The sequence below is a fragment of the Labrys sp. LIt4 genome (assembly GCF_017813775.1).
Lineage (GTDB): Bacteria > Pseudomonadota > Alphaproteobacteria > Rhizobiales > Labraceae > Labrys > Labrys okinawensis_A.
This window is the reverse complement of the sequence record NZ_JAGIPY010000017.1, coordinates 41,523-67,508: the sequence shown is the minus strand read 5'-3', so window position 1 is coordinate 67,508 and position 25,986 is coordinate 41,523. Positions and strand designations below refer to the sequence as shown.

The 25,986-nt window shown below is 63.5% G+C and carries 19 protein-coding genes and 1 riboswitch; of the genes, 12 read left to right on the top strand and 7 right to left on the bottom strand.

Going from position 1 to position 25,986, the window contains the following annotated elements:
• Positions 1–83: 83 nt before the first annotated feature.
• Positions 84–377 carry a helix-turn-helix domain-containing protein gene (locus J8I29_RS24405; protein WP_105861253.1) on the top strand — a complete coding sequence of 98 codons (294 nt, stop codon included), beginning with the start codon at positions 84–86 and terminating at the stop codon, positions 375–377.
• A 144-nt stretch (positions 378–521) separates the two neighbouring features.
• Positions 522–1,271, top strand: a complete 750-nt coding sequence (locus J8I29_RS24400) for a glucose 1-dehydrogenase (RefSeq protein WP_209433629.1) — start codon at positions 522–524, stop codon at positions 1,269–1,271.
• 168 nt (positions 1,272–1,439) lie between these two features.
• Here the strand turns inward: J8I29_RS24400 and J8I29_RS24395 are convergent, their stop codons facing one another.
• The 7 genes from J8I29_RS24395 to J8I29_RS24365 all read right to left on the bottom strand — a co-directional run bounded on the left by J8I29_RS24395 (position 1,440) and on the right by J8I29_RS24365 (position 9,155).
• Positions 1,440–2,489, bottom strand: a complete 1,050-nt coding sequence (locus J8I29_RS24395; RefSeq protein WP_209433628.1) for an alpha/beta fold hydrolase — start codon at positions 2,487–2,489, stop codon at positions 1,440–1,442.
• A 165-nt stretch (positions 2,490–2,654) separates the two neighbouring features.
• Positions 2,655–3,782 (bottom strand): rhomboid family intramembrane serine protease, encoded by a 1,128-nt coding sequence (locus J8I29_RS24390; protein WP_209433627.1) that lies wholly within the window; start codon positions 3,780–3,782, stop codon positions 2,655–2,657.
• A gap of 44 nt (positions 3,783–3,826) precedes the next feature.
• The gene (cobT, locus tag J8I29_RS24385) at positions 3,827–5,716 is read right to left on the bottom strand and encodes a cobaltochelatase subunit CobT (protein ID WP_105861257.1); all 1,890 of its coding nucleotides are present in this window, start codon (positions 5,714–5,716) and stop codon (positions 3,827–3,829) included.
• Positions 5,717–5,839: 123 nt separating this feature from the next.
• Positions 5,840–6,826: a cobaltochelatase subunit CobS gene (gene cobS / locus J8I29_RS24380; RefSeq protein ID WP_105861258.1), complete on the bottom strand. Its 987-nt coding sequence runs from the start codon at positions 6,824–6,826 to the stop codon at positions 5,840–5,842.
• Between the two features lie 293 nt (positions 6,827–7,119).
• Positions 7,120–7,716 (bottom strand): J domain-containing protein, encoded by a 597-nt coding sequence (locus tag J8I29_RS24375; RefSeq protein WP_342588399.1) that lies wholly within the window; start codon positions 7,714–7,716, stop codon positions 7,120–7,122.
• Positions 7,717–8,159: 443 nt separating this feature from the next.
• Positions 8,160–8,924 carry a CbtA family protein gene (locus tag J8I29_RS24370; RefSeq protein WP_209433626.1) on the bottom strand — a complete coding sequence of 255 codons (765 nt, stop codon included), beginning with the start codon at positions 8,922–8,924 and terminating at the stop codon, positions 8,160–8,162.
• A gap of 18 nt (positions 8,925–8,942) precedes the next feature.
• On the bottom strand, positions 8,943–9,155 hold the full coding sequence (locus J8I29_RS24365) for a CbtB-domain containing protein (protein WP_105861261.1): 213 nt from the start codon (positions 9,153–9,155) through the stop codon (positions 8,943–8,945).
• 32 nt (positions 9,156–9,187) lie between these two features.
• Positions 9,188–9,317, bottom strand: a riboswitch (cobalamin riboswitch).
• 102 nt (positions 9,318–9,419) lie between these two features.
• On the opposite strand from J8I29_RS24365, the gene J8I29_RS24360 reads away from it, so the two are divergent.
• From J8I29_RS24360 to J8I29_RS24315, 10 genes are all read left to right on the top strand, one after another.
• Positions 9,420–9,974 carry a histidine phosphatase family protein gene (locus tag J8I29_RS24360; RefSeq protein WP_209433625.1) on the top strand — a complete coding sequence of 185 codons (555 nt, stop codon included), beginning with the start codon at positions 9,420–9,422 and terminating at the stop codon, positions 9,972–9,974.
• Positions 9,975–10,077: 103 nt separating this feature from the next.
• On the top strand, positions 10,078–11,394 hold the full coding sequence (locus J8I29_RS24355) for a UDP-glucose/GDP-mannose dehydrogenase family protein (RefSeq protein ID WP_209433624.1): 1,317 nt from the start codon (positions 10,078–10,080) through the stop codon (positions 11,392–11,394).
• A gap of 426 nt (positions 11,395–11,820) precedes the next feature.
• The gene (locus tag J8I29_RS24350; protein WP_209433623.1) at positions 11,821–12,987 is read left to right on the top strand and encodes an efflux RND transporter periplasmic adaptor subunit; all 1,167 of its coding nucleotides are present in this window, start codon (positions 11,821–11,823) and stop codon (positions 12,985–12,987) included.
• Between the two features lie 15 nt (positions 12,988–13,002).
• Positions 13,003–16,224 carry a multidrug efflux RND transporter permease subunit gene (locus J8I29_RS24345; RefSeq protein ID WP_105861265.1) on the top strand — a complete coding sequence of 1,074 codons (3,222 nt, stop codon included), beginning with the start codon at positions 13,003–13,005 and terminating at the stop codon, positions 16,222–16,224.
• A gap of 324 nt (positions 16,225–16,548) precedes the next feature.
• Complete coding sequence (locus J8I29_RS24340; protein ID WP_209433622.1) at positions 16,549–18,516, top strand: BTAD domain-containing putative transcriptional regulator; 1,968 nt, start codon at positions 16,549–16,551, stop codon at positions 18,514–18,516.
• Positions 18,517–19,024: 508 nt separating this feature from the next.
• The gene (locus J8I29_RS24335) at positions 19,025–20,992 is read left to right on the top strand and encodes a BTAD domain-containing putative transcriptional regulator (protein ID WP_209433621.1); all 1,968 of its coding nucleotides are present in this window, start codon (positions 19,025–19,027) and stop codon (positions 20,990–20,992) included.
• Positions 20,993–21,066: 74 nt separating this feature from the next.
• Positions 21,067–21,519 (top strand): hypothetical protein, encoded by a 453-nt coding sequence (locus J8I29_RS24330; RefSeq protein WP_209433620.1) that lies wholly within the window; start codon positions 21,067–21,069, stop codon positions 21,517–21,519.
• A 55-nt stretch (positions 21,520–21,574) separates the two neighbouring features.
• Positions 21,575–22,201: an FMN-binding negative transcriptional regulator gene (locus J8I29_RS24325; protein WP_209433619.1), complete on the top strand. Its 627-nt coding sequence runs from the start codon at positions 21,575–21,577 to the stop codon at positions 22,199–22,201.
• Positions 22,202–22,230: 29 nt separating this feature from the next.
• Positions 22,231–23,415, top strand: a complete 1,185-nt coding sequence (locus tag J8I29_RS24320; protein ID WP_209433618.1) for a YcaO-like family protein — start codon at positions 22,231–22,233, stop codon at positions 23,413–23,415.
• Between the two features lie 567 nt (positions 23,416–23,982).
• Positions 23,983–25,932 carry a BTAD domain-containing putative transcriptional regulator gene (locus J8I29_RS24315; protein WP_209433617.1) on the top strand — a complete coding sequence of 650 codons (1,950 nt, stop codon included), beginning with the start codon at positions 23,983–23,985 and terminating at the stop codon, positions 25,930–25,932.
• The last annotated feature ends 54 nt before the right edge of the window (positions 25,933–25,986 follow it).

Here is a 25,986-nt window from a genome sequence, read left to right as displayed (position 1 = left end):
AAGGTGGGGGTGCGCCCCGTCTACCGCAAGCCGCGCGTTACGATATTGCGCGAGCCGGTGGCAGACATGATATAGCCTTCATCATGACCATGACCTCGCCAGTCGCGCTGACGGAGCGCCAATGCACCCTGATCGCCAGGGCACTGGCAGAGCCGCGGCGCTACCAGATCCTCAAGGAAATCGCCGGCCAGGGCGGCTCGGTGGCCTGCGCCTGCATGCAGCAGAAGCATGAGGTCACGCCGGCGACCTTGTCCCATCACATGAAAGAACTCGAGAATGCCGGGCTCATCGAGATCGTCCGAGAGGGCAAGTTCGCCACGCTCGTGCTCAAACGCGAAACGCTGGATGCCTATCTGCGCGAACTGGCCAGCCTGTAAGGCAGGGTGAGGCGCGGCACCGTGGAACGCCCATAGCGCCGCTCCACTCAAATCTGCTCACGAAATTTTCCACCGGCCGCTCTTGTTTCGTTTCGATGATTATCTAAGTATCGAAGCATTGTCACTCGAACCAAGAGATATTCGATGAGCAGATTGGCAGGTAAGGTCGCCGTGGTTACAGGTGCCTCGAAGGGCATCGGTGCGGGTATTGCGAAAAGCCTGGCGGCGGAGGGCGCCGCCGTCGTGGTGAATTATGCATCGAGCCGCGATGGAGCCGAGAAGGTCGTCGCCGAAATCACCGCCAAGGGCGGCAAGGCGATCGCCGTCAAGGGCGACGTCTCCAAGGCGGAGGAGGTGAAGGCGATCTTCGCGCAGGTCCAGGAGGCCTATGGCCGGCTCGACGTCTTGGTGAACAATGCCGGCGTCTATGCCTTCGCACCGCTTCAGGAGGTGACGGAAACCGAGTTCCATCGCCAGTTCAACACCAATGTGCTCGGGCTGCTGCTGGCCAGCCAGGAGGCCGAAAAGCACTTCGGTCCCGAGGGCGGCAGCATCATCAATATCGGATCGGTTGCGACCGACGTCAATTTCCCGGCCACCTCGGTCTACACCGCCACCAAGGGTGCGGTGACCTCGATCACCCGGGTGCTGGCCAAGGAACTCGGCCCCAAGAAGATCCGGGTGAACTCGATCAACCCTGGCATGGTGGAGACCGAAGGCGTGCATGCGGCCGGCTTCATCGGCGGCGATCTGGAGAGCCAGACCGTGGCCCAGACGCCGCTGGGACGCATCGGCCAGCCCGGCGATATCGCGCCCGTCGCGGTCTTCCTGGCCTCGGAAGAATCCGGCTGGGTGACCGGCGAGGTGCTGGCCGTCTCGGGCGGAGTCCGATAGGCGCCTGAACAGCCGAGGCGAATGCTGGCGAGAGCGTTCCGCCCGGTCTCGTGACCAGGCGATACGCCACAGCGTTTTGCGATTTGGCGGAATCGCCAGGAACCACAAAGACGCGTTCAATCAAAGAGTTAGAGCAATGCCGCGTTTCCGTCCAAACGCGGCATTGCTCTAGGGGCCGGTTCGCAAGGCCCGGCTGAAGGCGGTCGCAGCTCGCTCGATCAGTTCGGCGTGAATGGCCTGCCGTGATCGTCCGCCGCCGTCCGAGCAGATCGGATCCCCCACTTTCTGTGCCTCGGCGCTTTCCGCCGCGCCCGGCCTGCACAGCGCGAACATGCTGTAATGGCTCGCGTCCGCGATCGTCTCATAGGTCGTGACGGGGATGGCTTTTGCGATCCCGGCGGCCTGTGCGGTCAACGGGATGTTTGCGGCCGGGCCGAGATTGAGGAGGGCTACGGGAATGTCGACGCTCGAGAAGCTCTCGGAGTCGAAGACATCGACCGGAGCCGGGTCGATCGCCATGGCGAAGCGGATGCGCCGGTCGCGGCCATCCCGGCCGGCCGATCGCAGATCCAGGGCGTGAAGGTTGACGCCGCTTTCCCGGATCCAGCCGCACAGGGACGGATTCAGCCGATCCGTATCGCAATAGGCGGCCAGGCGCTTGGGATCGATGCGCGCCCCGGCGAGCGCCAGGGCCGTGTTGCCGCCCATGGAAAGGCCGAGGACGCCGATCTCGCCGGCATTCAGGTGATCCTTGAAAAAGGGCTCCCTCGCCACAGCATCCAGGCTGTCGCTGATATCGGCAGGCCTGAGCCAGAGCTTCATCGTCTCCGCCGCGGATCTGTTCGCCCCGCTATTGCCGGGATGGGTGGGAGCCGCCACCACGAAGCCGCGTTCCGCCAGGGGCGCTGCAATCCAGCTCAAGGCCTGGGCACTGCCGGCCAGGCCCGCTCCGTGGGAGAGAAGAACGAGCGGGAATTTTCCCGGCGCGATGGCGGCATCGCGCCGCGCCGGCGTTCCCGTAAAGAACATGCCGCCGCCGAGCATGACAGGCTCGGCGCCCGGCTGCGCGGGATACCACACGGTCACGTCCAGATCGGCGCCGCGTTCCCTGGAAGGAGCGGCAATCCGACGAACGCCGACGCCATCGGCGGCCAGCGCCTGCTTCGTCGGCTGCGCGACGCAAAGGGCGACAGCCCATAATATGATCCATGCCTTCATCGAAACTCCGTCCCATGCTGCGCGCCTGCGACTGCATCGCGATGCGCGACACAGGCATGGCTCGCTGCGGGAGGAGACCTCGATCGCGTTCCGCTCCGCCCGGAACGCGTTGCAGGAAGCGAGGCCGGGCCATGGCGGGGCGGAATGTATGGGGTGATGTGTTCCTCAGTCCCCGCCGGTCAGCCGCTTCAGGCCGGCCTGGGTTTCGGGTTCGTTCGGAATCAGGCGCAGGGCCGCCTTGTAGTCCGCGATCGCCTCCTCGCGCCGGCCCAAGGCTTCGTAGATATGGGCGCGGGTATCGAGGATGGCGCCTTCGTTGGGCGCTGCCTTCACCGCGGCCTCGGCATCCGCCAGACCCTCTTCGGCGCGGCCGAGTTTGAAGAGGGACCAGGCCCTCAGATTCAGCGCCATGGCATCGTTGCGCCCGCCCTTGATGGCGAGATCCACGTCCCGGAGCGCGCCCTCATAATCGTCGCGCTCAGCCAGGACGACGGCGCGCAGCAGCCGGGCATCCGCATTGCTCGGATCAACGGCAAGAACCGCGCTAGCTCGATCCTGCAGGTCATCGATGTTGGCCATCGCGGCGCTCTGGCCATTCGTGCTGAACTGCCAGACCTGCGAACTCGTGTTGCCAAGCCCGAAGGCCAGGGCGAGCAATGCCAGGCTGGCGAGTGTGAAGGCAAGACGGCGGGGGTCCTGGAAGGGGCCTATGCGCCGGGTGATGAGCACGGCGGCGGACAAGCCACCGAGAAAGCCGCCGAAATGGCCGGCATTGCTGATGCCGGGATTGAGCAGCCCATAGAGGAAGTTGAGGCCGGCCCAGAAGGCGGCGTTGGTCATCAGGGCCCGGCCGAAGGCGTCGCCGCGCCGCGCGCCATAGAACACGATGGCGCCGAGCAGCCCGAAGATCGCCCCGGAGGCGCCGAGGGAAAACGTCTCGCCCCACAGCACCGAGGCGAGGGCTCCGGCAACGCCGCCGACGGCGTAGATCACGAAGGCCCGCAGCCTTCCATAGGTCCGCTCCACCATCGGCATGACCTGCAGCAGCGAGAACAGGTTCAGCGCCAGATGCGGCAGGCTGCCATGCAGGTAGGGCGCGGTGAACAAGGTCCATATCCGCCCCTGAGTGAAGGGAACCTGGCCGCCGATGCCGAGCGTGTAGAGAATCCCCTGCGAAGGCTGCCAGAGTATCCGCCCCAGATTCTGCGGCGAACCCGCCAGCCAGGCCGTGAACAGCACGGCCAGCAGGTAGAGCCCGGCGCAAACCGCGGCCAGGGGATATGCCAGGGGCATCGGCCCGAACAAAGCCCGATGCCAGAGAGGCGGCTGCCGGGAGCTCACGCCGCCGCTCGGCGCGAGCCCGGTGACCCGGTTTCCTCGAAGAGTTCGGCGAGCTTGTCGGTCATCACGCCGCCGAGTTCCTCGGCGTCGACGATGGTGACGGCGCGTTTGTAGTAACGCGTGACGTCATGACCGATGCCGATGGCGATCAGTTCGACCGGCGAGCGCGTCTCGATATCCTCGATTACCCAGCGCAGGTGGCGTTCCAGATAATTGCCGGTATTGACCGACAAGGTGGAATCGTCGACCGGGGCGCCGTCCGAAATCACCATCAGGATGCGTCGGCTTTCGAAGCGCCCGAGCAGGCGCTGATGCGCCCAGGCAAGCGCCTCGCCGTCGATGTTCTCCTTCAGCAGCCCCTCGCGCATCATCAGGCCCAGGCTCTTGCGGGCCCGGCGCCAGGGCGCATCGGCCGATTTGTAGATGATGTGGCGGAGATCGTTGAGGCGGCCGGGCGAGGTCGGCTTGCCCGCCTGCAGCCAGCTCTCGCGTGACTGCCCGCCCTTCCAGGCCCGGGTGGTGAAGCCGAGGATCTCCACGCGCACGCCGCAGCGCTCGAGCGTGCGGGCGAGAATGTCGGCGCAGGTCGCCGCCACCGTGATCGGCCGTCCGCGCATCGAGCCCGAATTGTCGATCAAGAGCGTCACCACCGTGTCGCGGAAATCGGTGTCGCGCTCGCGCATGAAGGAGAGGGCGGAGGTCGGATCGATGATCACGCGCGACAGCCGGGCCGGATCGAGCATGCCTTCCTCGAGATCGAAATCCCAGGAGCGGTTCTGCTGCGCCATCAGGCGACGCTGCAGCCGGTTGGCCAGGCGAGCCACCACGCCCGACAGGCTGGAAAGCTGCTTGTCGAGATAGGCCCGCAGGCGATCGAGTTCCTCGGGATCGCATAGATCCGCCGCGTCGACGATCTCGTCGAAGCGGGTGGTGAAGGCCTTGTAGTCGCTGGCCCGCCGCTCATTGTCGCGGTGCTCGGGCGGCCGCCAGGGCTGGGCCGCCTCCTCGGCATCGCCGGTCTCGGTATCGTCGGGCAGGTCGGAGGAGGGCGATTCGGCGTCCTGCGTCTCGCCGTCCTGAGATTCCTCGTCCTCGCTCTCGGTCTCCTCGAGCTTCATGGCTTCGGAATCGTCCTGGACCTCGCCCTGGTTTTCCTGGTTCTCGCCTTCCTGCTCGCTCTCGGCGTCGTTCTCACGGTCGTCGGAATCGTCCGTATCGGCCTGCGCTTCCTCTGACAGACCCATATGGGTGAGAAGGTCGTTCATGGCGCGGGCGAAGGCGCGCTGGTTCTCGATCACGCTGTCGAGGCGGGCGAGGTCCTTGCCGGCCTTTTCTTCGATCAGGGGGCGCCATAGATCCACGAGCTTGCGCGCCGGTTCGGGCGGGGCGAGGCCGGTCAGCTTCTCGCGCACCATCAAGGCGAGGGCGTCCTCGACCGGTGCTTCCTCGCGGACGCGGATGTCCTCATATTTGCCGCCGCGGAAATAGCGGTCCTCGAGCATGGCCGTCAGGTTGTTGGCAACCCCCGCCATGCGGCGCGAGCCGATCGCTTCGCAGCGGGCCTGCTCGACGGCATCGAACACGCTGCGGGCCTGGTCGTTCTGCGGGGCGTGGCGGCGATGCACCGCGGGGTCGTGGCAGGCCAGCCGCAAGGCCATCGCATCGGCCTGGCCGCGCACGATCGCCGCGACATGGGCGTCGAGCTTGCGCGGCGGCTCGGCCAGGCGCGCCTTGTCGGCCATCAGCATCGGCTTTTCCGAAGCGAAGGTCACCTCGAGATCCGGCTTGCGGGCGATGGCGCGCAGGGCGCCGGCCACCGAACGCTTGAAGGCTTCGTTGGGCACGTCCTTGGGTTTTTCGCCGGGCTTGCGGTTCGTCGTGGTCATGATGCCGTCAATCCTGGGAGCGCGGACGTCCTCGTCCGCTCTTCCTCTCCTGCGAGCGTGGTATTTCCAGGAGCGGATCGCCCGACACTCACTTGAGTGTCGTAGGGGCGTCCGGCTCCCGAGTTACGTCAGCGCGACGTTTACCGAGCTTTCGGCCAGCTCCGCGCCGAAGGCGCGCTGGTAGAACTCGGCCACCAGGCTGCGTTCGAGCTCGTCGCACTTGTTGAGGAAGGTGACGCGGAAGGCAAAGCCGATATCGTGGAAGATATTGGCGTTCTCCGCCCAGGTCAGCACCGTGCGCGGCGACATCACGGTGGAAAGATCACCGTTCATGAAGGCGTTGCGGGTGAGGTCGGCGACGCGCACCATCTTGTTGACGATGTCGCGGCCGTTCGGGCTCTTCTGGTAGTGCTTGGCCTTGGCCAGCACGATGTCGACTTCCTTGTCATGCGGCAGATAGTTCAGCGTGGTGACGATCGACCAGCGGTCCATCTGGCCCTGGTTGATCTGCTGGGTGCCGTGATAGAGGCCGGAGGTGTCGCCCAGGCCCACCGTGTTGGTGGTGGCGAACAGGCGGAAGGCTGGGTGCGGGCGGATCACGCGCTTCTGGTCGAGCAAGGTGAGCCTGCCGGAGACCTCCAGCACGCGCTGGATCACGAACATCACGTCGGGCCGGCCGGCGTCGTATTCGTCGAACACCAAGGCGATGTTGTTCTGCAGGGCCCAGGGCAGCATGCCGTCGCGGAACTCGGTGACCTGCTTGCCGTCCTTGAGGACGATCGCATCCTTGCCGACGAGGTCGATACGCGAGACGTGGCTGTCCAGGTTGATGCGGACACAGGGCCAGTTGAGGCGGGCGGCAACCTGCTCGATATGGGTCGACTTGCCGGTGCCGTGATAGCCCGTCACCATCACGCGGCGGTTGTGGGCAAAGCCCGCCAGGATCGCCAGGGTCGTCGGCTTGTCGAAAAGATAATCGGGATCGAGGTCCGGAACGTGGTCGGAGGACTGGGAATAAGCCGGTACTTCGAGATCCGTATCGAAACCAAACAGCTTTTTGGCCGAAACCATGATGTCCGGCAGATTGGCCGGTGTCGTTGCGTCAGTCATTATGCCTTCCTTGGCTGGCGCCAGGACGGCGCAGCCGACAATCAGTTCCAGCGGGCCGGAGACAGGGGCCCCGCCGAATTTCCCAGTCTCGCCAGGCGGGCATGGGCAGTCCGGCGTCGTTTCCATAGCGTTTTGCGATTTGGCGGAATCGCCACGAATCGCAAAGACGCGTCGAACCAAAGAGTTAGAGCAAAATAGCGTTTCCGTCTAAACGCGCTTTGCTCTAGGTCTGGCGGAGATTCCCGGGATTGGAACGCGCTCCAAGCCTGGAAGCCTCGCCGGTGTTTCGGGGCTCAGCAGAGCCCGGCGCTACGCAGCGTATTATAGGCCTGGATGATCCCGCGCAATTTATCTTCGCTGGACCGGTCCCCGCCATTGGCATCGGGATGGAGGCGTTTGACCAGCGTCTTGTAGCGCGCCTTGATTTCCGGGCCGGTGGCCGTTTCCGGCAGATCGAGCGCGTCCAGGGCCTTGCGCTCCAGCAATTTCAGCCGCCGCCTCTCCGGTTCGGGCGCCCGTTGCGGGCGGCGGAAACCGTGATCCTCATCGAAGAAACCGAAGCCGTCATGGATCTCGGGACCGGGTTGCGGCCCTTCGCCGCGCTTCTTGGCCCAGGGATTGACGCCCATCGTCCAGGTCGGGCGATGGCCGGTGGCGGCGTCACGCTGATAGGCGCTCACCGAGTCGTCCGGCAGGCCGGCGAAATAATTGTAGGTCTTGTTGTAGTCGCGCACATGTTCCAGGCAGAAATGCCAGAACTGGCCTTCGCGATTGCGCCCCTTAGGCGCACGAAATTCGCCGGCGTTCCGGCAACCGGCATGTTCGCATAGCCGTACGCTCGCCGGCTGGACCTCCTCGGCCCTTGGGCGCACCCGGATGCGATCAAACAAGGGCGAGTCCAGATCCATAATGACACACTATGCGAGGGTGAACACAAATGGGCAAGCACGAGCTTGGGCGCAAGAGCGTTTTGTAATTTGAACGAATCCCGTCAAATCGCAAAGACGCGTTGAACCGGAGAGTGAAAGCAGACAAGCATTCTTACCTGAAAGCGTTTTGCGCTGGGGTTAATGGAGGCGAATGCCGCTGCAGACTTTGAAATATGGGGTCTGCCGACCCGAAAAAGAAAGAGGCCGCCCAAATGGCGGCCCAAGTCTTAGGGAGGAAACGCCCAAGGAGGGCAGTGGGGGAGCGCAAAGGCGCGTCCACCACGCCCCTAAAGTGATCCTCATCGGTTTATTTCGCAAGTGCGAAATGAAATTAATTTTGAAACCGGCCCGAAATCGGGCCGGTGTTGTAAAAATGCGACGTTTGCGCGGCTGGCCGGCTTTTTTCAGCGGCTGGCCGGCGCTTGCAGCAATTTTTGTGCTGCAATGCCGAAGGCGATCCCGAGCGTTGCCCACAGCACGGCATGGATGCCGAGAGAGGCGATGCGGAACTTCCATAGCACCGTGGCCGAGAAGTCCGCCGGGATGTCGTTGACCGACGGCAGGATCTGCATGGCGACCACCATCACGACGAGATAGGCCGCCGCTCCCACGAGGTTGGCGTTCCAGCGGCCGAAACTGGCGGCGAGCCGGTTCGCGGTGCCCAGGGCCGCCGCCATCGTCACGATCGATAGCAGAATCAGGCCGAAATAGAAGGCGGTGCGCAGGCCGATGGTGTCGGGATTGCCGACCGCCGGCGGATTGGCGGGATATTTGATCTGCGGCACCACCATGATGGCGGCAAAGCCGATGACGGCGATCAATCCGGCGGTCGCGCGCGGGCTGAGGCTGCCGATCCGCCCCTGCGCGAAGGCAAAGATCAGGGCAAAGATGCCGCCGAGGGCCGCGCCATAGACGACCATGCCGGTGACGAGCCCATAGCTGGACTGGACCGGACGGCTGACCGGCTCCTCCTCATGGTCGTGGACCATGGTCGTCTGCGCCGCGCCGGCAGCGGTACTCGCAGCGGGCGCCGGCGCCGACGCGTGGCTTTCCTCGAAAGCGATGGCAGCGTCGACCTGAGGCTCGCCGAAGACCCAGGCGAAGCCAGACGCAAGCAGTCCGGCCAGGATGCCGATCAGCATCCCCCGGATCAAAAGCGATCTAACCATGTCGTGTGCCTATGCGCCCTAGTGGCAGGGGAAGCCGAGCAGATGGCGGGCGTCATGCACGAATTCGTGGATGTAGACGCCGGGAACGAGCGAGGTCGCGCCCTGTTCGGCGCCGACGAAATAGATGGCGAGCACAGCCAGCAACACGGTGAAGAGAGCCCAGGGCAGAATCTCCCGAACCGGGATGGCGATCGGCTGCTGGGCGACGGGTGCCAGAGTTGCGGTGGTCATGAAAAGCTCCTTGGGATTACGCGTCCCGTTACGAGTCATGCTGCCTTGGAAGAGGTCTGACTTCCGGACGGCGCCGAGCGCCGCCGTTCACAGTGGCGCGACCGTGCCGGAATTCCACCGGCTTCCCACCCTTGGCAAAGCTCTTCCATAAGAGCCCAAGTCACGCATATGTCAATATTCTGGAAACGACATTAAGCGTGGTCCCGAATGGTTGCGCGACTTTTCGGGAGAGATCATGCTTCCCAAGTCTCGGGGAATGCCGTCATGACGCCACGCCTGATCCTGCTGTGCCACGGGGCGACGCCTGCGCTGCGCGCGGCGGGCTTCCCGCTCGACGAGGCGCTCGATGCGCGGGGAATGGCGGCGGCCCGCGATCTGGAAGGGCGTTTCGCCAAGGCGACCCGCATCCTGAGCAGTCCGGCGCTGCGGGCCCGCCAGACGGCGCAGGCCCTCGGCCTCGAGCCCGAGATCGACGAGGCCCTGCGCGAATGCGATCATGGCCGCTGGGCGGGGCTCGGCCTGGAGGCGGTAGCCGCCGCCGAACCGGAGGCGCTCGGGGCATGGCTGACCGATCCGAAGGCCTGCCCGCATGGCGGCGAGAGCATTGCCGCCCTGATTGCGCGGGTCGGCGCCTGGCTCGCTGGCGGGCGATTCGAGGGATACACGCTGGCCGTCACCCACGCCTCGGTGCTGCGCGCGGCGATCGTTCATGCCCTCGGCACCGAGCCTTCCTCTTTCTGGCGTATCGAAGCCGGTCCGCTGGCCACCGCCGATCTCAGGCCCTCCAGACGCGGTTGGTCGCTGCGCCTCGGGGCATAGAACGACCCGGCAGAGCTCCTCCTGCTTTTTCGTCATTGGCATGTCGCCGGGCCTTTTGTAGACACGGCTCTGACGGGTTTGTCGCCCAAACAGGATTGATGTCATGCGCGTTGCAATGATCGGTACGGGTTATGTCGGCCTGGTGACGGGGGCCTGCCTTGCCGATTTCGGCCATGTCGTCACCTGCGTCGACAAGGATCCGGCCAAGATCGAAGGCCTGCTGGCCGGCCGTATGCCGATCTACGAGCCCGGTCTCGACGATTTGGTGGCCCGCAATGTGCGCGAGAAGCGCCTGTCCTTCACCACCGAGCTTGCCCCCGCCGTCCGCGATGCGGCCGTGGTATTCCTGGCCGTCGGTACGCCCTCGCGCCGCGGCGACGGCCATGCGGATCTGTCCTATGTCTACGGCGCTGTCAGGGAGATAGCCGCGGCGGTCGAAGGCTTTACGGTGGTGGTCACCAAGTCGACCGTGCCGGTCGGCACCGGCGACGAGGTCGAGCGTCTGATCCGCGAGGTCCGGCCCGACGCCGACGTCAGCGTGGTCTCGAACCCCGAATTCCTGCGCGAGGGTGCGGCGATCGAGGATTTCAAGCGCCCCGACCGCATCGTGGTCGGCACGGAGGAGCAGCGTGCCCGGGAGGTGATGGCCGAGGTCTATCGCCCGCTCCATCTCAACCAGGGTCCGCTGCTGTTCACGGCGCGGCGCACCTCCGAACTGATCAAATATGCCGCCAACGCCTTCCTGGCGACCAAGGTCACCTTCATCAACGAAATCGCCGATTTGTGCGAGAAGGCCGGCGCCAATGTGCAGGAGGTGGCGCGCGGCATCGGCCTCGACAACCGCATCGGCTCCAAATTCCTGCATGCCGGGCCGGGTTTCGGCGGCTCCTGCTTTCCCAAGGATACGCTGGCGCTGCTGCGCACCGGCCAGGAATACGGCGTGCCTCTGCGCATCGTGGAATCGGTGGTCGGCGTCAACGATGCCCGCAAGGCGGCGATGGCGCGCCGCGTCATCGCGGCCCTCGACGGCAACATCGCCGGCAAGACGGTGGCTTTGCTCGGCCTCGCCTTCAAGCCGAACACCGACGACATGCGCGACAGCCCTTCGATCCCCATCGTTCTGGCGTTGCAGGACAAAGGCGCCAAGGTGCGGGCCTATGACCCCCAGGCGATGGAGGAGGCCCAAAAGATCCTGAGCGATGTCGACTATCGTTCCAGCGCCTATGACTGCCTCGACGGCGCCGATGTCGGCGTGATCGTCACCGAATGGGACGAGTTCCGGGCGCTGGATCTCGATCGGGTCAAGCGCCTGCTGATGCAACCGGTGATCGTGGACCTGCGCAATATCTACAGGCTCGACGACATGAAGCGGCATGGCTTCCGCTATGAGAGCATCGGGCGCGAGGGAACGGCGCCCTGAGCCATGGCGGGAGCGGCCAGGCCCAGGATTGGAGTGTCGATCTTCAGATCGACGGTCTTGGAAATGCCACCGGCTTGGGCAATGATAGCCGGCAGCGAGCTTTGACCGACCCAGGCAATCGCTTCCGCCAAGCGCAGGCGACAGAAATGACGCGCCTGTTGCGGATATGCACCAAGTCCCAACTCACGGTTGCAGGGCGCCGATCTTGATTGGATCAAAGCGCTAAGAATTATCATACTATAGAATTCACACGGCGATTCGACCGCGATTCCGGCCGGTGGAGCGCTGAACAGGATCTCCGAACCTGCCCTGGCGGCGCAGGCTGGGAAATCCTGCAGGATTTCCAGACGCCAGCTGCAGTGCCCGCGACAAGGTCATAGGCCACGCGGGCGGCTTGGCTGAGGCGCTTTGCTTGCGAGGATGTTCATGTCGAGGTTGCGTCGCAAATTGAGTCGGCTGGCCGCCGGCGTGCTGGTATTGACGGCCGTCGAGGGGGCGGGCAGCGCGTTCGCCCAGCAGATGCCGGCCATGCCGGTCACGGTGGCCAATCCCGTCAAACGCAAGATTACCGAAGCGCTGGAATTCACCGGGCGGTTCCAGGCCTGGCCCCAGGTGAACATCACCTCGCGGGTTACCGGCTATCTCGACAAGTCGAGCTTCGTGGAGGGTTCCCTCGTCAAGGAGGGCGATGTGCTGTTCGCGATCGATCCGCGTCCGTTCCAGGCCGCGGTCGACCAGGCGGCCGCCCAGGTGAAGATCACGCAGACCCGGATCGACCTGACCAAGGCCAATCTGGCGCGCGCCGAGGCGCTGAAGAAGAGCGGCAACGTCACCGACGCCACCTACCAGGCCAATCTCCAGGCCTATCAGGAAGCGGCCGCCTCGATCGATTCGGCCAATGCGGCGCTGGCGACGGCCAAGCTCGACCTCAATTACGCCACCATCGCCGCGCCGATCTCGGGCAGGATCACCCGCCAGCTCGTCTCGCGCGGCAATCTCGTGGTGGCCAACTCGGCCTCGCCCTTGGCGTCGATCGTCGCCGTCGATCCGATCTTTTTCTACTTCGATCTCGACGAGGCGAGCTATCTTGCCTATCAGCGCGCCTCCAAGGGCAAGCTGGATAGCGGCGGTAAGGATCCCACGCTGAAGGTCGAGATCGGCCTGTCCGACGAGAAGGGGTTCTCCCACAAGGGCACGCTCGACTATATCGCGCCGCAGGTCGACGCGCAGACCGGCACCGTCACGGCCCGCGCCAAGGTCGACAATCCCGATGGCTTCCTCACGTCGGGCCTGTTCGGGCGCATCCGCATCACCATCGGCGAGCCCTATGAGGCGCTGGTCGTGCCGGATGTGGCGGTGAGCCAGTCGGCACAGGGACGCACCGTCATCGTGGTCGGCGCCGACAAGATCGCCAATCCGCGCGTGGTGGAACTGGGCCCGAAATTCGGCAGCTTCCGCGTGATCAAGTCGGGCCTCAAGCCGGAGGACCAGGTGCTGATCAATGGCCAGATGCGCGCCCGCCCGGGCGGCGAGGTCGTGCCGCAACCCACCAAGCTGGACGTGCCTGAGACGCTCGTTCCCGACCCGAACTGATCGGGAGCGCAGCCCATGAAATTCGGCCATTTCTTCGTCGACCGCCCGATCTTTGCCGCCGTCGTCTCAATCGTCACGGTGGTGATCGGGCTCGTCTCCTATGTCGGCCTGCCGATCGCGCAGTTCCCGCAGATCGCCCCGCCGACCGTGGTGATCAACGCCACCTATCCCGGCGCCAACGCCCAGACCATCGCCGAGACCGTGGCTGCGCCGCTGGAGCAGTCGATCAATGGCGTGGAGGGGATGATCTACCAAACATCCCAGGCCACCAATGACGGTTCGCTGCAGATCACCGTCACCTTCGCCACCGGCACCGATCTCGACATCGCCCAGGTGCAGGTGCAGAACCGCGTCTCCTCCGCCGAGCCGCGCCTGCCGGCCGAGGTGCGCGCGCTCGGCATCACGGTCAACAAGTCGTCGTCCGACTTCCTGTTGATCGTCACGCTCTATTCGCCGGATAATTCGCTGAACGATTATGGCATCTCCGATTATGCCATCCTCAACGTCAACGACATCCTCGCCCGTGTCGACGGCGTCGGCTCCACCTTCTCCTTCGGCCTGCGCGAGCCCTCGCTGCGCGTCTGGCTCGACCCGAACCGCTTGGCCGGTTTCGACCTGACGGCGGGTGACGTCGTCCAGGCCCTGCGCGAGCAGAACGTACAGGTTTCCGGCGGCACGCTCGGCGCCCAGCCCTCGCCCAGCAACACCACCAGCGAGATCACGGTCACCACCCAGGGCCGTTTCCAGGATGCCGAGCAGTTCCGGAACGTCATCATCAAAGCGACGGACAGCCGCCTCCTCAAGCTGAAGGACGTCGCGCGTGTCGAGGTCGGCGCCAAGCAGTACAGTTCCAACCTCTATCTCGACGGCCAGCCCACCGTGGGCATCGCCGTGCTGCAGCGGCCCGGATCCAACGCGCTCGCCACCGCCGACCGCGTCAAGGCCAAGATGGACGATCTGGCCAAGGCCTTCCCGCCGGGGCTGAAATATTCCATCGTCTACAATCCCACCGAATTCGTCTCGGCCTCGATCGAAGCCGTCTATGAGACGTTCTTCGAAGCGATCGTGCTGGTGGTGATCGTCGTCTTCATCTTCCTGCAGTCCTGGCGGGCGGCGATCATTCCGATCATCGCCATTCCCGTCTCGATCATCGGCACCTTCGCGGTGATGGCGGGCCTGGGCTTCTCGCTCAACATGCTCACCCTGTTCGGGCTGATCCTGGCGGTGGGCATCGTGGTCGACGACGCCATCGTGGTGGTGGAGAATGTCGAGCGCAACATCCATGACGGCATGACGCCGAACCGGGCCGCCCATGTCACCATGGACGAGGTCGGCCGCGCCGTGATCGCCATCGCCCTGGTGCTGTGCGCGGTGTTCGTACCAACCGCCTTCATTCCCGGCATCTCCGGCCTGTTCTACCAGCAGTTCGCGGTGACCATCGCCGCCGCAACGGTGATCTCGGCTTTCAATTCGCTGACCCTGTCGCCGGCGCTCGCCGCTCTGCTGCTCAAGCCGCACGATCCCGAGCACCGGAGCCGCTTCTTCCTGTTCCGCTGGCTCCGGGCGGCGGGCAACGGTTTCAATCGCGGCTTCGACAGGCTGTCGCGCGGCTATGGCGGCACGGTGGGCTTCGCCGCCCGGCACAAGCTGCTGTTCCTGCTGATCTATGGCGGCCTGCTCTTTGCCACCTGGCACGTCTACACCAGGGTGCCGACCGGCTTCGTGCCGGACTCCGACCAGGGCTATGCCATCGTGGTAGTGCAATTGCCCGACGGCGCTTCGCTGGAACGCACCGATGCGGTGGTGCGCAAGGCCCAGCAGATCGCGGCGGGCAGCCCGGGCGTCGCCCATGTCATCGGCGTCGCCGGTTTCTCGGGCGCGACCTTCACCGCCGCCTCCAATGCCGCCACCATCTTCGTGCCGTTCAAGCCGTTCGACGAACGCCTGAAGGAAGGATTGTCGGCGCAGGCCATCGTGGGTGAACTGCAGAAACGCGTCTTCGCCATCGAGGAAGGCTTCGTCTTCGTCATTCCGCCGCCCACCATCCAGGGGCTCGGCACCGGTGCCGGCTTCAAGATGCAGGTGCAGGATCGCGGCGGCGTCGGGCCCGAAGCGCTGATGCAGGCGGCCAATGCCCTGATCGGAAAAGCCAACCAGACGCCGGGACTCACCCAGGTCTACACCACGCTTTCCAACAACGGTCCGCAGCTCTTCGTCAATGTCGACCGCGTCAAGGCGCGCATGCTCAACGTGCCAGTTGGCAGTATCTTCGAGGCGCTGCAGGTCTATGTCGGTTCGGCCTATGTCAACGACTTCACCCGCCTGGGGCGTGCCTTCCAGGTGAATGCCCAGGCCGAGGGCCGCGATCGCCTCAACAAGGAGGATCTCTCCCGCCTCAAGGTGCGCAGCAGCACCGGCGCCCTGGTGCCGCTCGGCTCGCTGATCTCCTTCGAGGAACGCACCGGCCCGGATACGGTGATGCGCCACAACCTCTATCCCGCCGTCTATATCAGCGGCTCGGGCCTGCCCGGCGTGTCCTCCACCACGGCGCTCGACTTGATGGAGAAGGCGGCCGCCGAGGTATTGCCGCCGGGCGTCGGTTTCGAATGGACCGAGATCGCCTTCCAGGAGCGCTCGGTGGGCAACACGATCTATTTCGTGTTCGGCATCGCCGTGCTGTTCGTCTTCCTGTTCCTCGCCGCCCAGTATGAAAGCTGGTCGCTGCCGCTCGCCATCATCCTGATCGTGCCGCTGTCCATTTTGGCGGCGCTGCTCGGGGGCATGGCGCGCGGCCTGCCGATCTTCGGCGGGTGGTGGTTCAAGGTGATGGACAACAACATCATGACGCAGATTTCCTTCGTCATGCTGATCGGCCTCGCCGCCAAGAACGCCATCCTGATCGTCGAGTTCGCGCGCCAGCGCGAGGACCATGGCGACACGCCCTGGCAAGCCGTGGTCGAAGCCTGCCGGCTGCGCCTGCGCCCGATCCTGATGACCTCCTTCGCCTTCATTCTCGGCGCCGTGCCGCTGATGATCGCCACGGGGCCGGGCTCGGAACTGCGCCAGGCGATCGGCACGGCCGTCGTCTTCGGCATGAGCGGGGTGACCTTTCTCGGCCTCTTCCTCACACCGGTTTTCTACGTCACCATCCGCCTCATCGTGCGCAAGCTCTTCCGCGAGAAGCCCAAGCCCTCGACGGTGACGCCTGCGACGATGAACGAGCCGGAAGGCAGCTAAGAGGGTAAGTTGGTGGCGTTCGAATGCAATCAAAGGGGCTTTCGCCGCCCCTTTGATTGACTCGTCGCGCGGTTTTGCTCATTCTCAGCCGCACGGAACGGGCGGCGGCATCGCCGCGGCCCGTTCTGACGATACTCAGATGTACGTGGGCCCCGGCAGCTTTGCCGCATCGGGGCAGTTCATCCGGCCTGGGTCTCGATGGTGGAAGATTTGCGCCAGCGTCGCCCAGACGTGTGGCGGCGTGTGCTTTGCGCGCATGATCTTTGCCATTGGGACTTCCAAGTGTTGCGCCTCCTCGGAGGTGCCGAGGTCGCGGTGAACAGGATGGATGACAAGCCCTTCATAGCCCTTCGCCTGGTCGGCATTCCCCATCTCACGGTGACGGGAGAGGGGGTGTTTCCCGCCAAGGGCTATGTATTGGTCGCCATGCTGCTGCTGGCCGGCAGCCGGCGCATGAGCCGCCAGGCTGTCGCTGCCCTGCTCTGGGACGATGCCCCCGAGGAAAAGGCCCTCACCAATCTGCGCCAGCTTCTCGTCCGCATCCATCGGACATGGCCCTATGCCGATCCGCTGGTGGAGACCAGCGGTCCTCATCTGGCGGCCGGCCCTGGTGCGGACCGTACCGATCTCCACACGATCCTGCGTTTGGCGAAGTCGGGCGTGTTGGCCGAGCGGGTACAGGCTGTCCTGCTCGCCAAGGGCGATTTTCTCGACAGCATCGATTCCGGCGGAACCGAATTGTCGCAGTGGTTCCGCAGCGAGCGCGAACGCTTCCGCCGCATCGTGCTGACTCTGGCCTCCGAGGTCCTGGTCGAGATGACCCGCTATGGCCGCGCGCCCGAGCGGGAAATCGACCTGATCGGCGAGGTGATGCTCACGCTCGAGCCGGAACGGGAGGAGAGCTACCGCGCCCTCATCGAAGCCTATGGCCGCAACGGCAATATCCCGGCGGTGCACCGGGTCCACGCCGGCCTGACCGACATGCTCCATCGCGAATTCGGAGCGGAGCCCCGGCCCCAGACCCTGGCCACCTTGCGCCGGGTCCTCGCCAGCGCGCCGCAGCCGCGCGTCCAGGTGACCGGAGAGGCATCCCATGCGGTCGACGAGCGGCCGGTCCTGGCGAGTTCTGCCGCGTCTCGCCTGCCTGGCTTGCCGCGCGTGGCGCTGTTTCCGCCGCGCCCGATACCGGGCCGCACGCTCGATCCCCTGCACCGGGCCCTGATCGAGGACGTCGCCAACGACCTGTCGCGCCACCGCACCTTTGCCGTGCTGGCTCCGCATAGCAGCTTCCATGTCGCCGATACGGGCGAGAGCAGGCGTTTCGCCAGCTTGCGCAGCGCCTATCTGATCACCGGCTTCATGGTGCCGGCGAGCGAGCGCATGGCGCTCCGGCTGACGCGCCAGCCGGACGAGGAGATCGTCTGGGCTGCCGAGTATCTGGTATCCCCCGAGCGGCTGGCACTTTCCTTCCGGTTGATCACCCGGCAGATCGCCGCCACCCTCGCCAACGAGATCGAGCGCGACCAGCTCGATCGCGCCCGCGCCGACCCCAAGCCCGCCGCCTATTGCCATTATCTCGAAGGACAGGCCCGGCTGCACAGCTTCGACCTTGCACGCCTGCGCCGGGCGCGCGCCGAGTTCAAGCTGGCCACCGAGGAGGACGGGGATTTCGCGCCCTCGCGCGCCCGCATCGCCCAGACCCTGCAGCTCGAATGGCTGATGCTGGGCGGAACCGATCCGTCCCTTCTCAACCAGGCCCGGGCGGAAGCGGATCTGGCGATGAAGATCGATCCCGGCCACGGCACCGGCCACTGGATGTCGGCGGTGGTGGCGCTCTATCAGCATGATTTCGACTATACCGCCGAGAAATTCATGGAAGCGGAGGTTCTCAATCCGCATTCGGCCGATCTCCTGGTCCATCATGCCGATGCGCTCTCCCATCTCGGCGAACCGGAACTGGGCTGGGAACGCTTCCAGCGGGCCCTGGAGCTCAATCCTTTCCCGCCGGACTATTACTGGTGGTTCGGCGCCAGCATCGCCATCCGCCGCCGGCGCTTCGAGGAGGCGATCGAGCTGTGTGCCCGGATGGAGAACGACGAATCGGCCATCCGGGTGCTGGCCATGTGCCATGGCTTCGTCGGCGATACCGCGATGGCCCGCCATTACGGGCGGCGGGTCATGGACACCTATCCGGGCATGACCGCCCTGGATCTGGCCAGCCTGGCACCGGATCGCCGCCGGGAGGACATCGAGTTCTGCGCTCAGGGCCTGCGTCTGGCGGGACTCTCCTGAAGAAGGGCCGGCTGCGTGATCGGGATCCAAGAAGAGGCTGGCCGGCTGGCCATGTGCCCGTAGTTTCGAGCGATTACCTTCCTTAAATGTATTCTCGTAGCGCGATGCTCGATATTTTCCTGCGTCGGGCTCTGTTCAATTGATTTATTTTGAAAGTTGAAATGTATTCGTTTTTTAATTTCCAAGATTATCCGCGTGATTTGATATGTTGATGTCAGACGGCCCCATCGTCATCATTTCATGAATCAGCTTCTTCGTGGCAGGCGATGTGATATTCATGATTCCGTTTCTGCGTGACTCGGGCGTGAAGTCTGGTCCTGAAATAGATTGGACTTGTTGACTTGGACATGTTCGACGAACAAGTAGTAGATGCGGCGCATATGTCGAGCCTGACCTGAAGGTTCTCGTCTCAAGCCACGAGATTTGTGATGAGAACGACAGGATATCTGGCAAGTGGTGGCAGCATGCAGGGAATGCTGGGCCAGACTCCCCAGGCGAGGATAGTCGAATGGACTCCAACGGCGACATTGTTCTTCATCTGGTAGGCGTACCGCATGTAGCCAAACCGATGAAGGGCGTGTTCCCGGCCAAGGGATATGTTCTCGCTGCGATGCTGTTGCTTTGCGGGGGCCGGCGAATGAGCCGGCAGACCATTGCCGCCTTGCTGTGGGACGATGCTCCCGAAGAGAAAGCCCTCACCAATCTCCGGCAATTGCTGGCCCGCATCAACAGGTTCTGGCCCCTGGACCAGCCCCTGATCGAGGCGGAGGGCTCCAATCTGATGGTCGGACCCGGGGGGCGGTACAGCGACCTCGCTCAGATCATGACGCGCCGCAAGTCCCAGGTCCTGGCAGAGCGCGTGGCTGCTGTCCGGCTGGTGAGGGGAGATCTGCTCGATACGCTCGACACCGGCGGGCCCGAGCTGTCGCAATGGTTCCGCAGCGAGCGCGAGCGCTTTCGCCGCCAGGTCCTGGGGCTGGCGGGCGAGGTGCTCATGGAGATGACGCAGTTCGCCCGCGCCAAGAAGAGCGATATCGACGAGATCGGCGAGCGCATGCTGGCGCTGGAGCCGGAGCGGGAGGAGAGTTTCCGCGCGCTGATCGAGGCTTACGGCCGGATCGGCGATATCGAGGAGGCCGGCCGTCTCTTCGACGATCTGAAAAAGATGTTGCGCGAGGAATTCGGCATCGAGCCGAGGCCGGAAACGGCGGCCACCATGCGGCGTATCCTGGCCAATGCGCCCCGCCCCCGGCTGCAGGTCGTCTCCGAGACAGAGGTTTCGGCGGTGCGCGATCAGGCGGCCCGGCCGCCGGCCTTGCGCAATCTGGCGGGGCTGCCGCGTGTCTCCCTGTTCCCGCCCCAGCCGCGGCCGGGCGAGACCCTGCATCCCCTCTATCGCATGCTGATCGAGGATGTCGCCAACAGCCTGTCGCGGCATGCCACCTTCGCGGTGACGGCCCCCCATAGCAGTTTCGACGTGGCCGATAGCGGGGATCGGGAGAGGCTGGCCGCCTTGCGCTCAGGCTATCTCGTCACCGGCTTTCTGGTGCCCGGGAGCCAGAAGATGGCCTTGCGGCTGACGAGGAATCCCGGCGACGAGATCATCTGGGCGACGGAATACCAGGTGGAACTGGAGAATCTGGCGGTTGCTTTCCGCATGATCTCGCATCGGATCGCGGCGACGCTGGCGAGCGAGATCGAGCGGGACCAGCTCGAACGCCTGCGGGCCGATCCCAAGCCGCTCGCCTATCGGCACTATCTGGAAGGGCACCTCCTGTTCAAGAATTGCGACCTGCCGCGTCTGCGGCGCGCAAGAGTGGAGTTTCAGAAGGCGGCAGCGATAGACAAGGACTTCGCCGGCGCAAGAGGGGCGGTTTCCAACGCGCTGCAGCTGGAATGGCTCATGCTGGGAGCGAACGATCCGTCACTCCTGATGCAGGCGCGTCACGAAGCCGAGGCGGCCATCAGTATCGATGCGGGCAACAGTGTCGGCCACTGGATGTCGGCGGTGATTGCTCTGCATCAGCGCGATTACGACAAGGCCGCCGAGCAATTCCTGGAAGCCGAGACGCTCAATCCCAATTCGGCCGACCTGCTGGAATCGCATGGCGATTCCCTGGCGCATCTGGGCGATCCCGATGCGGGCTGGGAGAGGTTTCAGCGCGCGATCGAACTCAATCCGTTCCCGCCCGACCGCTATTGGTGGGGCGGGGCCACGATCGCCTATTTTCGCGAGGACTTCGAGGGGGCGATCGACATGTGCGGCAAAATGGAGAGCGATCAGTCCGTTTTGAGGATACTCGCAATATGCCACGGCAATCTCGGCCATAAGGAAGCTGCCAGGAACTATGGAGCGCGTTTGAAGGACATGTATCCCGGGATAACCGCGGCAGACGTTGTAAAGCTCATCCCGGACAAGAAAGGAAAAATGAAAGATGTGATCGTGCGCGGACTCAGGGTGGCCGGAATCTCATAGCCCGTCCTGAATTCGCCGCCCTCACATGACGCGCAACGATGCGGAGGTCGAAGTTTAAATGGAGAGGGGATGTTATGGCGGGACTGCGACGGGACCGGGACCATATCTACATAATCGGTGACAAGGGCGTTGGGATCTTTCTGATCAAGATCAGTCCTGTTCGTATCGTCAGGATACCGGACAAGGAGGTCCGCCGCTTTGGCAAAGAGAACAATTGTGATGGCTATGCTGCCGTCGCGGCCCTGTGCTGGCGCGTCATTGCCGATCACCGTGCTGCTCACGGAGACGGCCCGCAACTCGAACCCGACAATCTTGTCGGTATCGCTTCGCTAGCGGAGGCGGGTGTCAATTTGAGCAATCTCGAATTTTCGTTCGGGACGAATATGTCGACGACGGCGATTGAGGCGACGAGAGCGCGAAACCGGTCACTGAAAATGGCCCTTTGTTATCTGACGCAGAGGACAGGAAACAATCTTCAGGACGCCGTGCTGCTCGATGACGGCAATGCGGACGATTTTGTCTGCTAGGCCACCTGTTCCTCGGCCGACGGGTTCTCGTTTTTTCGGAAGTATGAGGTGAACCTTGTATAACCCTCGCTATTTCCGGGAGGAGCGCGTCGAGGTGCTGCACGCCTTGATGCGCGATCATCCGCTGGCGACGGTCGTCACCCATGAGCGGGGGCGCCTGCAGGCCAATCACATCCCCCTGTTCCTGGTGGCCGACAAGCGGCGCAAGGGTGTGTTGCGGGGCCATATCAACCGCAACAATCATATGGCCGTCGATCACGACCCGGCCTTGGAGGTGCTGGCGATCTTCCAGGGACCGATGCACTACATCACGCCGAGCTGGTATGTCGACAAGGTCGAGGGGGGCAAGGCCGTGCCGACCTGGAACTATGTCACCGTCCATGTGCATGGCCGCTTGAGATCGACTGAGAATCCGCGCTGGCTGCGTGAGCACGTCACCGCCCTGACCGATCTGGTCGAGGCCGGACGGCCTCGGCCCTGGCAGGCCGAGAGTGCGCCGCCCTCCTTCATGAAGGGACAGATCAAGGGCATTATCGGGCTGGAGATCACGATCACCAGCATCGAAGGAAAATGGAAGCTCAGCCAGAACCGGCCGGAGCCCTATCGCGGCAGCGTCGTCGAAGGCCTGACGGCGGAGGGCGATCTTGTCATGGCCGATCTCATGACCAATGCCATCAAATAGCCGGCTCAACGATTGAGGACAGCCCAGCCATGAAGCCGGCATCCGCTTTCCATTATCCGCCTCTCGTGCCCTTCGGCATCACGCGGGTGGGCGACCTGACAGAGCTTGACATTGTCGGCATTCCCGTCTGGTTTGCCACCCGGCCCAATGCCCGCTCCATCGCCGTGAGCCAGGGCAAGGGATTGACGCATGAGCAGGCGCGCATATCCGCCATCATGGAGGCGGTGGAGGGAGCCGTCGCCGAGCAGACCAAGGCTTTGATCGCCGAATTCGGCACGGCGGAGGAGATGGCGGCCCGCGGCCGATGCCTGGTGCCGCTGGAGGGCCTCGCGCGGTTCCGGAGCGAAGCCTATGACGAGCAGACCCAGCGCGCCTGGGTGCGTGGCGTTGCCCATGGCAGCGGGAGGCCGGTCTTCGCCCCCTATGAACTCATCGGGCTCGACATGCGCGAGGCATTCCCCTGGGATCGGGATGCCTTCCATATCAGTTCGGCCGGGCTTGCCGCCGGGCCGAGTTTCGAATTCGCCGCCTTGGCCGCCTTGCTCGAACTGGTCGAGCATGATGCCACCACCTTCTCCGACGCCTTCGGTCACCTGGAAGCCACCTCGCGCCAGTTGCGCTGGCAGGCCGGCGTGCATGCGGGACTGGACGAGGCCGTCGGCAGGGTGCGCGCCGCCGGGCTGGAGCCGCGCTTCTTCGACAAGACCAACCGCCTCGGCCTGCCGGTGGTCAGCGCCGTGATCGTCCGGCCGGTGGTGAGTGAAGCGGGCGGTGGGGAGCGGTTTTCCGGGGGCGAGGCCTGCCGGCTCGATGCCGGAGCCGCTGCCCTGGCAGCCTTGCTGGAGGCGGTGCAATCGCGGCTCACCACTATTGGCGGGGTCCGCGACGATCTCGACCCGGATTTCTACGAGACAATGGACGATGTCCTGCCCATGCCGGATCCGGCAGCGCCTTGCCTGGCCGAATTCGCCGAGCGACATCGCCGGCCGCCCCTGCTGCATGCGGGAGAACGGACGCATGCGGCGCAACTCGATGCTGTCGCAGCCAAGCTCGCGGAGGCGGGCCATACCGACATTTTTCTTTTCGATCTCCCAGGGCCGGTCGCGGGTGTGCATGTGGTGCGCGCCTTGGTGCCGGGCCTCAAGACTTTCGTGGAGGACGGCGTGTCCGATATCGGCCTGGAGGATCTGACCGGAGCGATGGGGTGGCGGTGACGCCGGGGCGCAACGGCGCAGGCGCGAAGCGGGAACGGAAGACAGCCCGTCCTTGGCCCGCTGGTCGGATCGAAGGAGGTTCGAAAATCGCGAATTGCTGCAATTCACCGGGGGCAGGCAGTATGTTTCCACGAAATCTCCAGCGGAGATTTACAAAAGCCTTATTGCTTCAGTGTACTGATTTTATTTCTGCGTGAAAATTTTTTGTACTATTTAAATTTACGTGGGAAAAATTTTATTTAGATCAAGAATTTTTCAAATTAAATTGCATCTTACGTAAAGATTTTTGAACATAATTGCTGTTATGTTCTTTGGTTGCACGGCGGTGGGTGTGACGCCGGTGTGACTTGAGGCGGGAGTTTCCGGCCAATTCATTGACTTGAATGGATTTTGTAACAAAGTGACGCCACGGTTCACGAACTTGGCGATGCTCGCGCGAGCTTCTCACGGGCGCGGGCCGGCTTTGTTCGGATCGATAGTGCCAGGCCTTATTGGGGAGCGGGCGCAGTTCTCGTCCGTCAACCATGCAAAGGGAGCTGGGATCGACGAATGGATGCTGAGCGGGACATGATCGTTCATCTGGTCGGCGTGCCTCACATGGCCAAGCCGACCGAAGGGGTATTTCCGGCCAAGGGCTATATTCTCATCGCCATGCTGCTGCTCGCCGGCAGCGGCCGCATGAGCCGGCAGGCGGTGGCGGCCCTGCTTTGGGATGATGCGCCCGAGGAGAAGGCGCTGACCAATCTGCGTCAATTGCTGGTGCGCATTCACAGGTGCTGGCCCTATGAGGAGCCCCTTGTCGAAACCAGCGGTTCCCATCTGGTGGCCGGGCCCAGTGCGCGTCGCTCGGATCTGGCGACCATTCTGGCCCTGCAGAAATCGGCCGTGCTCGCCGAACGGGTCCAGGCGGTCCTGCTGGCCAAAGGCGATCTGCTCGACACCATCGATACCGGCGGCGGCGAACTGGCGCAGTGGTTCCGCGGCGAGCGGGAGCGCTTCCGTCGCCTCGTGCTGACATTGGGAGCCGACGTTCTCCTGGAGATGACCCGCTTCGGACGCGCGCCCGAGCGTGAGATCGATATCATCGGCGAACGCATGCTGGCGCTGGAGCCGGAGCGCGAGGAAAGCTTCCGGGCGCTGATCGAGGCCTATGGACGCAATGGCAATATCGATGCGGTCAACCGCACCTTTGATGCACTCACGAATATGTTGCGCCGAGAATTCGGTAGCGACCCACGCCCGGAGACTTTGGCAATAATTCGACGTATTGCAGCAAGCATTCCCCGGCCGAGACCGGAATTGATATTCAGCGATCAGGACAGCCTACAAGGGCAGCCGGCGTCTGAAGTATCAGCGGTTCGCAGCCTCGCTGGGTTGCCGCGCGTAGCATTGTTCCCTCCTATGACGGTGTTGGGGAACCAACTGCACGTACTCCATAGGGCCTTGATTGAAGACGTAGCGAATAATCTATCAAGACACCGTACCTTTGCCGTCATTGCACCTTACTCGAGTTTTGAAGTTGCTGACGCGACTGAAGAAGAGCGTGCAACAAGGCTGAAGGTCCAATATGCGATATCGGGATATATTCTTCCCGGTGTTGATCAGCTCGCGCTCCGGCTTACACGCCATCCGGGAGCAGAGATCATTTGGGCGGCTGAATATGACGTATCAGTCCAGCGTATGCCTGTGACTTTCCGCTTGGTTTCACGGCAAATCGCCTCGACTCTTGCTCAAGAGATCGAACGCGATCAATTGGATCGTGTAAGAGCCGATCCGAAACCAATGGCCTATCGGCACTACTTGGAAGGGCAGATCAAACTACAAAACTTCGATCTCGCGAGACTTCGGAAGGCAAGGTCTGACTTCAAACAGGCACTCCAGATCGATAAGAGCTTCGCTCCGGCACATGCGAGGATTGCACAAACGCTGTACAATGAATGGCTCATGCTAGGGGGAACGGATCCATACATCCTTAATCAGGCCAAAGCCGAGGCGAATTCTGCAATATCCATCGATTCGGGTGGAGGCATGGGGCACTGGGTGGATGCCGTCGTTGCCCTTCATCAACGCGATTTCGACCATTCCATGGAGAGGTTCCGAGAAGCCGAAGCGCTAAATCCTCATTCCGCCGACATGCTGGTCCTTTACGGAGATGCTTTGTCGCATATGGGGGAGGCGGATGCAGGATGGGAGCGTTTTCAGCTTTCGCTGGCACTCAATCCATTTCCGCCCGACTTTTATTGGTGGTGTGGGGCTACGATTGCTTGCCGGCAACAGAATTTCACGACTGCAATCGACCTTTGCAAGAATATGAGCAGTGACGAATCCGTATTAAGGATTTTAGCAAGCTGCCATGGCTTGTTGGGCAATGTTGCAACCGCCAAACAGTATGGCAGGCGCTTGGCGGAAATGTATCCCGGCATGACAGCGTTGGATATGGCGAGATTGGCGCCTGACAAGCGGCAGGAGGATGTCGCCATGATGGAAAGAGGACTAAGAACAGCAGGCCTCAGCTGACTGTAATCCTTATTTTCGCGTTTGTGTTTGCTGCTGTTTCGATTGTCCCAAGTG